At 62.9% G+C, this 13,933-nt stretch carries 10 protein-coding genes; 9 read left to right on the forward strand and 1 reads right to left on the reverse strand.

The window, feature by feature from the left end:
* Positions 1–6: 6 nt before the first annotated feature.
* Together HAP47_RS13310 and HAP47_RS13315 are read left to right on the forward strand one after the other, a co-directional pair.
* Entirely contained in the window at positions 7–1,587 is a 1,581-nt protein-coding gene (locus tag HAP47_RS13310; RefSeq protein WP_173637856.1) for a 4-hydroxyphenylacetate 3-hydroxylase family protein, read from the forward strand.
* A 179-nt stretch (positions 1,588–1,766) separates the two neighbouring features.
* Positions 1,767–2,630, forward strand: coding sequence for an intradiol ring-cleavage dioxygenase (locus HAP47_RS13315; RefSeq protein ID WP_173637855.1), 864 nt, complete (start codon positions 1,767–1,769; stop codon positions 2,628–2,630).
* A gap of 361 nt (positions 2,631–2,991) precedes the next feature.
* Here the strand turns inward: HAP47_RS13315 and HAP47_RS13320 are convergent, their stop codons facing one another.
* Positions 2,992–3,246, reverse strand: a complete 255-nt coding sequence (locus HAP47_RS13320; RefSeq protein ID WP_173637854.1) for a hypothetical protein — start codon at positions 3,244–3,246, stop codon at positions 2,992–2,994.
* 834 nt (positions 3,247–4,080) lie between these two features.
* Between HAP47_RS13320 and HAP47_RS13325 the strand changes: the two genes are divergently transcribed.
* From HAP47_RS13325 to HAP47_RS13350, 7 genes are all read left to right on the forward strand, one after another.
* Positions 4,081–4,500 (forward strand): hypothetical protein, encoded by a 420-nt coding sequence (locus tag HAP47_RS13325; RefSeq protein WP_173637853.1) that lies wholly within the window; start codon positions 4,081–4,083, stop codon positions 4,498–4,500.
* Between the two features lie 639 nt (positions 4,501–5,139).
* Positions 5,140–5,271 carry a hypothetical protein gene (locus HAP47_RS41310; protein WP_256460219.1) on the forward strand — a complete coding sequence of 44 codons (132 nt, stop codon included), beginning with the start codon at positions 5,140–5,142 and terminating at the stop codon, positions 5,269–5,271.
* A gap of 829 nt (positions 5,272–6,100) precedes the next feature.
* Positions 6,101–6,784, forward strand: a complete 684-nt coding sequence (locus HAP47_RS13330; protein WP_173637852.1) for an energy transducer TonB family protein — start codon at positions 6,101–6,103, stop codon at positions 6,782–6,784.
* Positions 6,781–7,392 (forward strand): RNA polymerase sigma factor, encoded by a 612-nt coding sequence (locus HAP47_RS13335; RefSeq protein WP_173637851.1) that lies wholly within the window; start codon positions 6,781–6,783, stop codon positions 7,390–7,392. The genes HAP47_RS13330 and HAP47_RS13335 overlap by 4 nt, the downstream gene beginning before the upstream one ends.
* On the forward strand, positions 7,389–8,375 hold the full coding sequence (locus tag HAP47_RS13340; protein ID WP_231168865.1) for a FecR family protein: 987 nt from the start codon (positions 7,389–7,391) through the stop codon (positions 8,373–8,375). Before HAP47_RS13335 ends, HAP47_RS13340 begins: the two co-directional genes overlap by 4 nt.
* Before the next feature lie 128 nt (positions 8,376–8,503).
* Entirely contained in the window at positions 8,504–13,081 is a 4,578-nt protein-coding gene (locus HAP47_RS13345) for a two-partner secretion domain-containing protein (protein ID WP_173637850.1), read from the forward strand.
* Positions 13,078–13,923 carry a hypothetical protein gene (locus tag HAP47_RS13350; RefSeq protein ID WP_173637849.1) on the forward strand — a complete coding sequence of 282 codons (846 nt, stop codon included), beginning with the start codon at positions 13,078–13,080 and terminating at the stop codon, positions 13,921–13,923. Before HAP47_RS13345 ends, HAP47_RS13350 begins: the two co-directional genes overlap by 4 nt.
* The last annotated feature ends 10 nt before the right edge of the window (positions 13,924–13,933 follow it).

A 13,933-nucleotide genomic window follows, 5' to 3' on the forward strand; every position in this document is an offset into this window, starting at 1 on the left:
CTGACAATGAGATCCGGTGCTGAATATCTTGCGTCGCTTCGCGACGGGCGGCGCGTGTACGTGGGAGGCGAATTGATTGAGGACGTAACGTCCCATCCGATGACCAAGGGCTACGCCAACGCGATCGCCGAGTACTACGATCTTCATCTTGATCCAAAAAATCAAGATATCGCAACGTTCGTCGACGATGAGGGAAATCAGCAGTCCATGCATTGGTTCCTTCCTCGGTCCAAGGAGGACGTTATCAAGCGTCGCGAGTACTGCGATTTTCTGTGCCGTCACTTCAAGGGTGGGATCTTCACGCGGCCGCCGGCTGGAATGAACGTCGTTATGTTTACCCAGGTTGACGACCAGAAACCCTGGTCGGACAATTCGCGGTTCTCTGGAAAGAAACGAGATCTCTCCGGCAACATCCAGCGTCAGTGGGAAGAGGTGACTTCGAAGGACCTTGCCATTTCCCCGATGTTCCTCGACGTGCAATTCGACCGCGGTCGCGACAATGCAATGGCCGAGACGCCAATGCTCAAAATTATCGAGGAGCGCGATGACGGCATTCTCGTTCGGGGGTGGAAGGCAATCGGCACGTCTGTCCCGTTCGTCAATCATCTCCTGATCGGGAACCTGTGGCGTCCTGGCCAGACTCCGGAGCAGACCGTTTACGCGTTGATCCCGATCGCGACGAAGGGGATCTCAGTCGTCGCGCGCAAGTCCAACGCTCAGCCAGATGCCGACCCGTATGACCGCCCCCTGGCCACGATCGGCGACGAGCTGGATGCGATGGTCTACTTCGACGATGTCATTATTCCGTGGGACTGCGTCCAACACGTTGGCAATCCGGAACATGCCAAGTGGTATCCGCAACGCCAGTTTGACTGGGTGCACCTCGAGACCCAAATCCGACATTGCGTCCACGCCGAATTGATGGTCGGTCTTGCGCTGCTTCTCACCCAGTCTCTGGGCACCAGCAACAATCCCGTCGTCCAAGCTCAGCTGGCCGAACTCATTCGCTTCCGCGAGACGTGCCGCGCATTCATGATTGCGGCCGAAGAGACAGGCTTCGCTACTCCTGGCGGTCTGTTCAAGCCGAACAACATCTACATTGACTTCGGCCGAGCCTATTATCTTGAGAACCAGAACAAGATGGTCAACATGCTCATCGATTGCTGCGGCCGCGGAGTCGTCATCCAGCCGTCGAAGCGGGAGCTCGAGGATCCCTACATCGGCCCGAAACTCGCCGAAGCGTTACGCGGCGCCGAGATAAGTGCCCACGACCGTATCAAGATCTTCCGTCAGATCAGCGAGCGATTCCTGACCGAATGGGGAAACCGGCACGAGATGTTCGAGAAGTTCAACGGGACGCCGCTTTATCTGATCAACCTGCTGACAATGCAGCGCACGGAATATCAGGTCGACGGCCCGTTGACAGAGCTAGCTCGCCAAGTTCTCGGTTTTGGCGATACGGCGGAGCTCGGCAAGCGAGCTCAGGAGGAGCAGAAGAGTTCGCACTACGCCAACGTTCGCTTCCAGCCCGACTATGCCAAGGCGCAGGACGTCCAGAAGCGCTACATGAGCACCGCGGCCGAATAACAGCAGGCTAGATCGGAAACAGAAGGGGTCGCGATTGTCCGTCGGACATTCGCGATCCCACTCATGGACGCTCAGGGCGCGACATCGCAGCACTTCACAATCTCCCGGCACTCCGGCGCGCGTCCTGTTCGGCGGACTGTTCCAGTCAGAGCCAAAACAAAGAAAAAGAGCAGGCCCCCATGAGAAATTTCAATGAATTGACGATTACCGATGCGGTCCTCGACCGCCTCTCTGGCGCATCTGACGAACGGACGGCCGAGATTAGCGCATCGTTGGTCCGGCACCTTCACGCCTTCGTTCGCGAGGTAAGACCGACTATTACGGAGTGGGAGAAGGGAATTGCCTTCCTGACCCAGACGGGCAAGGTTTGCAGTGACACACGTCAGGAGTTCGTGCTCCTTTCCGACACGCTAGGCGTTTCGATGTTGGTAGATGCAATCAACCACGGAGCCACTGAAGGCGCCACGGATACAACCGTTTTAGGACCATTTTTCGTCGAAGGAGCTCCCGCGAAATCGCTAGGCGAGGACATTTCCGGAGGCCTGGAGGGCCATCCCTTCCTTGTTACAGGCACCGTGCATGGACCCGATGGTTTCGCAATCCAGGGTGCCGCCGTTGACGTTTGGCATTCGGATAGCGACGGCTACTACGATGTGCAGCAACTAGAGCGCACGGGAGGCTTGGCGATGCGGGCTCGATTCCGCACCGACGACGAAGGCAAATTCCGCTTTTGGACGATCAGGCCGGCACCCTATCCCATACCGCACGATGGACCGGTCGGCGCGATGTTAAGCAAGCAAGGGCGGCATCCTTGGCGTCCTGCGCACGTTCACTTCATGATTTCGGCCCCAAGGTATCAAACGCTGGTGACGCACGTATTCGCAGAGGGCGACGAATATCTCGATTCGGACGTGGTATTCGGTGTCAAGGACAGCCTGGTTCGCGAGTTCGTGCTGATGCCAGCCGGAGCCGCGCCCGATGGCGTTTTCCGCGACTCCCCCTTCTTTCATTTGCACTACGACTTTGGTCTCAAACAGTCTTGATACCGCAGGCGAATCGAACATCGCCCAGGATCCGTTCCGGCGGGGATCGCCGGAGGCCGGCCGAATTGCGTGGTCTCGGGCGGATGGCTCCGAGGCCGTTTACGGAAACGATGTAAACGGCTCAGCCGGGTTTCCGATTTAAAATCAATTAGATATCGCTATGGCGTGACGGAGTGCTGCCGGTGAGCAAGTTTGGCTCTAGATTCTCTCCCTCCGCCAGCAACCCAAAGCCGCTTCGTACTTCGCCGTCGGGAGAGGCCGAAGATCCGGCCGCTTTGCTGTGTTTTTGCCTGTTAGAGACATTTCATCGTCGGCACAACTAGCCCTCGACAGGTCCGGAGAACCGAATTTTCTCCGAATCTCAGAACCCTGCAAAACGGTTCAGTGCGACATTTTCGTCAAACCAAAGGCTTGTAGACCAAGGAGTTTTGAATCTCTCTCGCTCAACCAACTCAAATCCGCCGTCAGCGAGTTCGATACCTGCTTGGGTGACGAATGCGACGCGGCGCAGGCGCGGGGCGAAGCTGCTGGGAAAGCTGGTCACTACCGTGACAATGTCGCACGCGCCGACGTTGTCACGCAAAAGGGCGCTGGCATTACCCGGCAGGAAATGCACGAAGACACCAAATCCGCGACGCCGAAGCCCGTAACCCGGGGCCTGGTAGGACGGTCGAAGGCCGGCAAGGACCCTACGAAGGTGGACGTCCGGAAGCTGGGGTCACGATGGCGCGCCCGGCGTTGCTTTGACTTTCTACGTATCCGGCGAATTGCGGGGAAAACCCCTTGGCAATGTACCTACGTCACACCGGGGCCCAGCCGCTTAACCGAGACTATCCCCGCTGTAGATTTCAGCGAGGACACAATGGACCACGAGTTCTGCAAGGAGAGGGCACGAACCGTTCGCGCGCTGGCTGAAGAGGCTGATCCGTTTATCAAGCTGCGCCTTCTGCAGCTAGCGGCCCACTACGAACGGCGCTTTGTGCAATCTGAAGCGCCAATCAGCGGCCGCTCGCCACGATCGCAAATGCCTCCACCGCCCAGAGACCACGAGTAATGCTTGGCGATCAACAGAAAGCTGAGCACAGCGCCCGTGATAACTGCAATCACCAAGCCGTTGAAGAAGCTATGGAGAGCACTCGTCCAGATCAGAGCCGCCTGCGCCACGCTCGCGTCTCGCGCGATCGGAGCGTCACGCTGAACGGTGTTTCGCCTCTTGGCTGAATTCTCGCTCATGGAAGGGGTCGCCGTCACCAACTCAACGCGCACGACGGCACCGTCTGAGAACCTTCAGGTCACGCGCTTAAGTAGGGTGATTTTGGTGAACGATCGGTTATCGATCAGGAGAATTCGAAGTTGGCGAGGGGATAAGCCGGCGCATCAGTCCGATTTTTGACGGGCGGTTGACCGATCTCGCCGAGACTTTGCACCCAGCCAGACCGGAGACGTGGAAGTGTCCTTCCAACTAACCGTCTTGAAAGTGCTGGCCGGCCAGTCCGCCGGGCGGGCCTCCGTTGCCGACTTACGGCACGCCGTTGCAATCTTGATGAACAGCGGCAGAGACTGGACCGAGCGCATGAAGCGGTTGGCCGAGCATGCGCCGGACCTGAATATCTTCTCGGCGAAGTTCGTGCTTCGCGATGACGCGGGCTGGGAAATCACGGCGGAGGGGCGGCTATTCCTGGCCGCGTTAGAAACTGCGGTCGCTGTTCGAAGATCGCCGCTTCGATCAGTGGACGACCCGCCAACCACTGAACCCGCTGCGCCGGGGGCGACAGATGCGACGAGATTGCCTGATCCTCCTCGAAAACGTCGTCAACAAACGCGGCGCCGCCGCGGCAAGGGCCGATCGAATCGACGGACGGCGTCGTGAAGCGTACGGATGCTCAATCGCGTGACGCGATTGCGAATCCTCGCTTGATCGCGATTTGAAAAGCAGTCTTGAGATCATTCACGACGTTGTCAGCCCCGCTAAAGCCCGGCGACCGGACGCCAATCGAAGCCAGTCATAGGCCTGCGCCAGCAGAGTAGCGTTGTAGGTACGCCGTTCGAACCTGCGTCGACGACGCCTCCAAAAGTGCTCCGATCAGAACGGCCATAGATAACATCTCAAGGGTGCTCCACGAGCGAGTTGCCGCGCTGACACGATTGATCTAAGTCGGACGCACTCGATCCTCCACTCGTCACCGGCATTGCGAACAACGGGCGCAGAGTAATCAGGGAAAGGCGACGGTGGCGCTTCATGTACTCCCGAGATTTCGAGCCGTTGCGATCAGAAGGTAGGGCTCTAACGGCGCAGCAAATTGTCGATCGGTTGAAGCGGGGAACAGGGCGGCCCTACTGCGCATCGTGGCTGTGGATCAAGATGACTAAGTTTGGCCGAAACCGCCCACATCCTGAGCGAGCCATCTAGGGGGCAATCCGCGTGATGGTGAGCCTTGGTGATGTCCTCCGGCAACGGCGTCGCCGAGGCTGTCACGGCTCTTCAATGGGTGTGGATCGCGTCGTAAGCGTGAGCGCCAAAGATGACGGTGCTTACAAACAGCAGACCGATGATCGCGATTTCGATCATGACACTTCCCCTTATCATTTTGAGGGAAGTGGTATCAGCCGAGTGTTTCCGGCCGGTTTCGCCAGCTGGTGAAAACGGTTTCGCGGGCCGCGTCCTGACGCGTCGCCAAGCGCCAGCAATTGGTTGTACCGGGCCTTGAAAAGCGAGCATGTCGGAAACTTATCCGCGCTGGGCGTCCAGCACAGCCTCAAAAACCGTGAGGGAAGGCCGTGGAGCGGGATGCCAGCCTGGTCCGGTGGCGACTTATCGGCAGCGCTCGAGCACCCGGGTGAGCGGCGAGATGTCCTTGAGATTAGGCATCTTCGAACTCACGCGACGGGGCAGGCCCCAACGAACTCCGTTGTTTTTATTTATTTTTCCATCCGCTACGTGCGTTGGGGACGCAGAAGCTGGGGCAGGTAATGGGAGGACTTGTGATTTACAATCCGGCTGTAACCTATTGATGCATATGACCGCCCCGAGAGGGGATTTTACAGCTAAGTATCTGCAATAAGGTATAAAAGAGCTGCATCTTAATCAGCGGGTCCCAGGTTCGAGCCCTGGTGCGCCCACCAAAGGAAAATCCTTATTTTCCAGGACCTTCGCGGAGTGGTCGCCGAGATCAGAATGGGTCTCGCGCGACGGTTGTTGCTGAAGCACTGGTGCAGCCAGATTGCTGCGCGATTTTTCCTTTGTGTCGATCAAAGCAATGCCGTCCCCTTGCGGTTGTGCCGCCCAGAAGTTTGGCTGGCAGCGTTCAGAACACCGTATTTGCGATTCGCAGCTTGGATATGGGCGGCCGCCGGGTCCGCATCCGCTTCGGGGCATGTCGGCCATCCGTCCCTGCTGACATGAGATTGTTACACAGCCTGCCTATCGTCCCCGCCCGACCATGACAGGCTTGTAAGCGCGAGGAGCCGAGTTGACCCCCGATGCGCGAGCGTCGAGTGCTCGGCTGTGCCGTGCTCTGATGTTCGGCGTCTGTCTCGTTCTGGCGCCGCCGAAAGTGTCGGCACAGGAGGCGCAGATCGACTTTGACATCACAGCCCAGCCGTTGGCGGCCGCGCTCGAGCAGTATGGTGCCGTGGCTGGCCGGAACATCCTCTACAACAGCAACCTGACGGCCGGACTGCATTCCAGCGCCGTGCGCGGGCCCTTGACCGCGGACGCAGCGCTTGCGCGTCTGCTTGCGGGCAGCGGTCTGTCGGCGCGTGTGCTCGGAGAGACGTCCTTCGCACTTTATCCCGCACCGGCCACGGCGCAGGCGGCGCTGCCGGTTCCGGTGAATCATTATTATGCGCGGCTGCAGACCGTCCTTCGGACGGCACTGTGCGCGGAGGCCGATGCACGGCCGGGCCGTTATCGGATCGCGCTGCAGTTCTGGATCGATCCGGCCGGCAACGTGGAGCGGTTCGCGCGGCTGGGCTCGGCGGGCAGCGCCGCGGTCGATGCTGGCATCGATCACGCGCTACGCCGGATGCAGGTCGACGCGCCGCCGCCGCCCGGCCTTGCCCAGCCGGTTACCCTGGTGGTCGTCCCGCAGGGATCTCGCACGACGATGGCCTGTAATGGTTCGCCGGCGCGTCGCGCCAGCGCGACACCATGACCGAGGCGTCCCTGACCCTGATAAGACGCCTGCTGGTCGAGCGCTATGATGAACTCAAGCGACGGCTGGCAAGACGGCTAGGATCGGCCGAGCTGGCGGGCGAGGCGCTGCAGGACGCTTGGCTGCGCATGGCCCGGGTGGATTCGGTCGGTGTCGTCCGCGATCCCGGCAGCTATATCTTTGGCGTCGCCATGAACGCGGCGCGTGATCGCCAACGCAACACCGATAGCCGCACCCTGAGCGCAGCCGAGGTCGATGGACTGCTCGAGATCGCCGATGGCGCGCCAGATCCGGAGCAGGTGGCGCGCGCGCGTTCGGATCTGCGCGGGCTGGAAGCCATCCTGCACGAGCTGCCGCCGCGCCGCCGCGCGATTCTGCTGGCAGCGCGGCTCGACCAGATGCCGCGGCAGGAGATAGCCCGCCGCTTCGGTATTTCCCTGCGCCTGGTTGAGCTAGAGCTGCAGCGGGCGCAGGAATATTGTCTGAGCGGCGTGATCGGAGCGGCGGATAGCATGCGGTTCCGCCGGGCTGGAAACGTCTCCTTGAGAGTGGTGGCAAAAGCCGCCGCATCTCGGCGTAGGTGGGCATGGGGCGGACGCCGACCATGAGCGCGATGGATAAGGACGACATGGAATTTGATCCGCTCAAGCGGGAAGCAGTGGGCTGGGTGCGGCATCTCACTTCCGGACATGCCACCGCCGCGGACGCCGAGGCGCTGCGGCGTTGGCGTGCCCAGAGCGCGGACCATGTCGCCGCTTTCGCCGCCGCGAGCCGCCTGTGGCGAGACCTTGCGCCGGCCGGCCGCAATGTGCGGGCGGCAATGATGACCGGACAGTTGCCAAGCGCTTCGCGCCCGCTCAACCGCCGTGCGTTGCTCGGCGGCGGGCTCGCGACCGCTGCCGCGGCGGCGGGCGTCTATGTGCTTGCGCGGCCGCCGCTCGGTCTGTGGCCGTCCTGGTCGGAGTTCGCGGCCGATTACCGGACCGGCACTGGCGAGCAGCGCCACGTGGCGTTGCCGGGCGATGTTTCGATCCAGATGAACGTGCAGACCAGCATTGCGCTTCGGCCCGCCGATCCCGGCGCGGCACGGATCGAGTTGCTCTCCGGCGAGGCGGCATTCACCACGTCCGGGCGCAGCTTTGGCGTACGCGCGGCCGACCGCTGGATTCTCGCCGACAAGGCGCAGTTCGACGTGCGCTATGTGCCGGCTGGCGGCGAGCAGCCGGTCTGTGTGACCTGCCTCAAGGGCGAGCTGCAGGTCCAGCTTGGCGCCCAGGCGATCGCCATGAAGGAGGGGCAGCAACTGCGCTACGACGCGCGCGGGGAGACACTTGCCGCTGCCGATATCGAGACCGCCTCTGCCTGGCAGCGCGGCTTCCTGCTGTTTCGCTTCACGCCGCTATCCGATGCGGTCGAGGAGATCAACCGCTACCGGCCTGGCCGCATCTTCATCGTCAATGCCGCGATCGCACGGTTGCCGGTCAGTGGCCGCTTTCGTATCGATCGGATGGACGAGGTTCTGACCCAGATCCAGCAGGCGTTCGATGCGCGCGTGCGGTTGCTGCCTGGCGGGATCGTGCTGCTGAGCTGAGCGCGATCTCACGATCTTCCGGCCGCTCTGCGGCGACACGAAACTTTCACAAAAGTCCCTTGCGGTTTTCGGCGTGGCTTCCCGTCACGCTGGTGTGACCTCTGCGGTGTTCGCTGGAAGGACGTGTCATGCCGGTTCGAGTTCAAGCCACCCATCATCCCCGTGCACGCGGTGAATTGGCCGCCAGTGCGCCGTTGCGGGCGTCGCGCCAAGTGTCCCGCGGCGGGTTGATGGCCGGCACCAGCCTGATGACATTGTTGCTCGCTGCGTATCCTGCGAGTGCGAGGCCGCTGAGCGGCGCCTGGACGGTCGCCGCGCCGCGTTACGCGGCTGATGCGGCGAGCGCTGCGGCCCAGCAGGCGGCAGACGCGGCTGCCCAAAGCTCTGGTTCATTGGCGCGGGCGGCGCAGGCGATCCAGGCCATGCAGGCGGCACAGGCGGCCGCGCGCAGTGCCGCACAGGCCTCGGGCACGTCGCGGACGCTGCCCCAGCTGGTGGTGCCCGATGGTCTGGCGCCGGGTGGGCTCCAGGTCGCGCCGGGCGCTGCGCCCGGATCGAGCCTCTGGTCGGGCGCCAATCTTCCGAGCCAGGCAAGCGTCAACGGACGCACCAGCGTCGGCATCACCCAGACCGCGCCGCAGGCAATCCTCAACTGGCAGAGCTTCAATGTCGGCGCCCGGACCGACGTCGTCTTCAACCAGCAGGGCAACAGCAACTGGGTCGCGCTCAATCGCGTGACCGGCAATGTCGGGCCGAGCCAAATCCTCGGCAACATCAAGGCTGACGGCAAGGTGCTTCTCATCAACCAGAGCGGCATCATTTTCGGCGGCGCGAGTCAGATCAATGTTGGCTCGCTGGTGGCGTCGACACTCAATATCACCGATCAGCAATTCAAGACCGCCCTGCTCAATCGCTCGCCGTTCGACAATGCAGGCAACCTGCAGGCCCCGATCTTCGCCAGCAGCAGCGGCCCGACCGGCAACATCATCGTCGAGGCTGGTGCTGTGATCGTCACGGCGGCGCCCCAATCCGTCACCACGGGAGGCGGGAACGTATTCCTGTTCGGCGCCAATGTGCAGAACGGCGGCAGCATCGTCACGCCAGGCGGCCAGGCCGCGCTCGCCGCCGGCACGTCGGCTTATGTCACGACAAGCGGCAGCACGAGCCAGCAGGGCCTGCTGTTGAATGTGCTCAATGGCGGCACGGTCAGCAACACCGGCCTCATCGTGGCGCCAACTGGAAACATCACGCTGGTCGGCATGAATTTGCAGCAGTCCGGCGTGCTGGTGGCGACCACCTCGGTCAACCAGGCCGGTTCGATCCTGTTGTCCGCGCAGCAGGGACTGCAGGGGATGTTCGGCTATGACAGCACCTCGCACTACGCGGTGTCGACGCAGACCGGTGCGGTGCAGCTCGCGCGTGGCAGCCTCACCGCGGTACTTCCCGAGGAGGACGGTCTGACCGCGATGGACACCCAGCCGCAGGCCCAGTCGCGGATTACGGTCGAGGGCGGCTTCGTCAACATGCAGCCGGGAGCTGCGATCATCGCGCCGTCCGGACGGGTTGCGCTTGAAGCCTCGAGCTACGGAGACCAGCTCTATCTGCAGGACAATCCCACCGCCAAGATCAACACGAACTACAATCGCGACGGGGCGCGGGTTCTTGTCGACGCAGGTTCCCTGATCGACGTTTCGGGGTTGCAGGGCGTGCCGGTCGCGGCGTCGAGCGATGTGGTGCAGGTGAACGTGCGCGCCAACGAGCTGCGCGGCTCGCCATTGCAGCGCGGCGGCATCTTGTCCAGCAAGAACGTGTGGGTGAACGTACACGATCTCGACCCTGCGGCATCGGATCGGGTCTACACCGCAGGCGGGCTGCTCGAGGTGTCGGGATGGCTCGGGCAGGTCGCGCGTCCGATCGACCAGCGCCTGACCACGGGCGGTTCGGTGATCGCCTACTCCACGGGCGATGCCATCCTGCGACCTGGTGCGCTGATCGATATTGCCGGCGGCTCGCTCGCGCATCAGGCCGGCTATGTGCCGGTCACCTGGCTGGTCGGCTCGGACGGCAGGATCTACCGCGCAAATCAGGCCCCTGCCGACCTGACCTACATCTCGATCGGGGTCGGCTTTACGGTCAATCACGCTCACTGGGGCGTCACCGAATTCTACGCCAATCCACTGATCCCCAGTCAGGTGTACCAGCCCGCCTATCTCGAAGGACGCGCCGCCGGCGCTCTGACCGTGATGGCGAGCGCAGCAGAGGTCGATGCCTCGGTTGTTGCGGCGACGATCAATGGGCCCTATCAGCGGTCCGCCAACTCGCTTCCGGCCGGCGCCGCGCTCATCATCGGGGCGTCCGATGCGAGCATCATCGCGCCGTCAGTTGCGCCGCCGGATCTCGCGAGTGCGACGTCGCCGCTGCCGCCGTCCTGGCAACAGACCGTCTATCTGTCGGCCGATCTGCTCAACCAGGCGAATTATGGCAGCATCACCATCAATGCGCGCGGCGGCGTGACTGATCCGGTCAGCGGCACGGTATCTCCCGCCATCAGCATCGTGGGCGGCGCCAAGCTTCAGGTTGCCCCCGGCGGCTCGATCACCTTGAACTCGAACGTCGCCTTTGCTGGCGGGGGAATTTCGATCGACGGTCAACTGGTGGCGCGTGCCGGCTCGGTAACCGTCAATGCGGCGCTGCAGGGAACGACTGTCTTCACCGGCGACATCGAACTGCATCCGGGCAGTGTGATCGATACGCGCGGCCTGTGGGTCAACGATCGCACCGGCGGCAACGATACCCCGCCTGCGCTCTACGACGGCGGCAACGTCAAGCTGATCGCCTACGGCAGCGTTCGGATCGATGACGGAGCGGTGATCGATGCGTCGAGCGGCGGCTGGATGCAGAGCACGGGTCGGATCAAGACCAGCAACGGCCTGCCGGTCGGGACGGGTGGCAACGTCACGCTGATCGCCGACGGTTTCGGTGCGACGCTGCACAATTCGACGACGGTCGCCCAGACCTATCCGGGCCGGGTCTATCTCGACGGTGTGCTGCGGTCCTACGGCTTCACCCGTGGCGGCGTGCTCGGCATCGCCACGCCCGTGATCCAGATCGGCGGAGACGCGATCCTTCCGCTCCGCACGACAAGCAGCATCAACGCCGACGGGACCAGCAATCTCACGCCGGTCGATCCCGCCAGCGTGATGCGGCTGTCGCCCGGCTTCTTTGCCAGCGGCGGCTTCAGCCAGTACGCCCTCTACAGCTACCAGAACCTGACGGTCGCGGGCGGCACCGATCTCGAGCTGCATGGGGTCAATCTGGTTCCGAATCCGCAGGCTATTTCGGCACCGACCGGCAGCGATGTCGCAAGCGTTGCGACGGTGCAGATGCTGCCCCCGTATCTGCGGCCGGGGCCGGTCAACCTCGTCCTCAGCGCGATCGACGCCTTCAACGGCAATCTCGATGTTCAGCGGGGCGCCGTGATCAATGCCGATCCTCTGGCGACGATATCTCTGCACGCACGCCATCAACTGACGGTCGACGGCACGATCAGTGCGCCCGCGGGAACCATCGATCTCGATTTGACCGGTACGACCGGAACCTGGGTCGCGGTCGGATCGCCGGTTGGCGTGCCGCCCAACAACGGGCCGTCCTATGCTGCCACGCAGACGCTCTGGATCGGAGCAGACGCCCGGTTGCTGGCGCCCGGCCGCGTCACATCGACGCTGGATGTATCCGGGCGCCCGGTCAACACCGTGCTCGGCGGCGGTCAGGTCAACATCAATCAGGAAGCTCAGCCCTCGCTCTACTATCCCTATTCAGCCACCCAGCCATATGGTGAGCAACCGCTCGGTTTCGTCGTGGCGCAAGCCGGAGCGATCATTGATGTGTCGGGGACGTCGGGAACGATACTCCAGGTCGCGGGTCGATCCGGTCTGATCCAGACACGAGTTGCGAATCCGGGCGGCAGCATCGCGATCCGCGCATCGCTCGGTCTGCTGTTCGACGCCACCATGAAGGCGCAGGCCGGTGGGGCCGGCGCTGCGGGCGGCAGCCTGACGATCGATCAGATGATCGGGAGCAATGTCGCTGATAACACCGGGGTCTCGCAATTCGTACAGCCGGTCTTCCAGACGATCGTGAGCCAGGCGGCGCCGCTGATGACGACTGGTCTGTCGCAGGGGCAGGCGGTCCCGGGCAGCTTGCTCGGAGATATCTTCATCGGCGCCGACCAGATCTCCAGCGGCGGCTTCGCGTCGGTGTCTCTCGGCGCAGTCGATGCCCTGGTGTTCAACGGCAACGTCAATCTTGCCGCGGCGCGCAGCCTGACCATCAACGCCAGCAACATCAGCGCGACGCCGGGCGCGAGGGTCCGGCTCAGCGCGCCCTATGTCGACATCGGCGGCGGTCAGCGCAACGTCAACGAATATTCCAGCAGCAGCTACGTCCCTCTCGGCAGCTACGCCGCAGTGCCCATGGCCGGTACGGCGCGTCTCGCGGTCGATGCCGACCTGATCGACATCGAGGGCACGCTGCGCAGCGGTGCGAGTTACAGCTATGTAACCAGCTTCATCGATTTCAGCACTCCCGTTCGCCAGGCGGTGTCGTTGCCTGGCTTGGCCAGCATGTCGTTCAACAGCCTGGGCGATATCCGTCTGGTGCCGGTCTCGAGGACGGCACCTCTTACGCCCTCAAGCCGACCACGTTGACGACGGCCGGTGACGTGACGTTCACGGGGACGGAAATCTACCCGATCAGCAGCGGACCGGTCAGCAATGCATACGCAAGCATTACGAGCAGTCTGTTCCTGATCCAGGCGACCGGGCCCAACAGCGTGGTCAGCTTTGCCAGCAACGGCCAGGCGCCCTACATGCCGCTGTCAGCGGGCGGAGCCGTGCAGATCATCGCCCCGACCATCAATCAGGGTGGCGTCCTGCTGGCGCCGCTCGGGCAGATCACCTTCGGAGACCCGAACAATCCCGCCGGTACGCGCGTGATCAACCTGCTCCCGGGAAGCATCACGTCGGTTTCGGCGGCCGGCACGCTGATCCCATATGGCGCGCCGCTCGGCAACACCGACTGGATCTACGGCTACGACAATAGCGGCACGCCGAACACGATCAGCGCGCCACCGGCCAAGACAATCTCGTTCTACGGCCGGGCGTTGACGGTTGCGGGCGCATCCGGTGGAGCGGCCACTGCGCACATCGACGAGTCCGGCGGCGGCGACCTCTATGGCGCGCAGTTCGTCAGCGGCGCTGGCGGATCGGTCGATACGCTCGACGGCACCCAGACATTCGCGGTCCTGCCGAGCCTCGGCAACCGCTATGCACCGCGCGACCCGCAGATGCAGCTCAGCGATCCGGCGCAGACGACGTCAGCGCCAGTTGCGCTGCAGGTCGGTCAGCAAGTCTATCTGAGCGGAATTCCGGGGCTGCCGGCTGGCACCTATACCTTGCTGCCGGGGCACTACGCGTTGTTGCCCGGCGCTTACAAGGTCACCGTGGCAGAGAATCTCCGCCACCGGCCTCCTGAACTTTGCACTGCGTGACGGCTCCTAC

Origin of the sequence: Bradyrhizobium sp. 41S5 (assembly GCF_011516665.3) — a bacterium.
Classification (GTDB): domain Bacteria; phylum Pseudomonadota; class Alphaproteobacteria; order Rhizobiales; family Xanthobacteraceae; genus Bradyrhizobium; species Bradyrhizobium quebecense.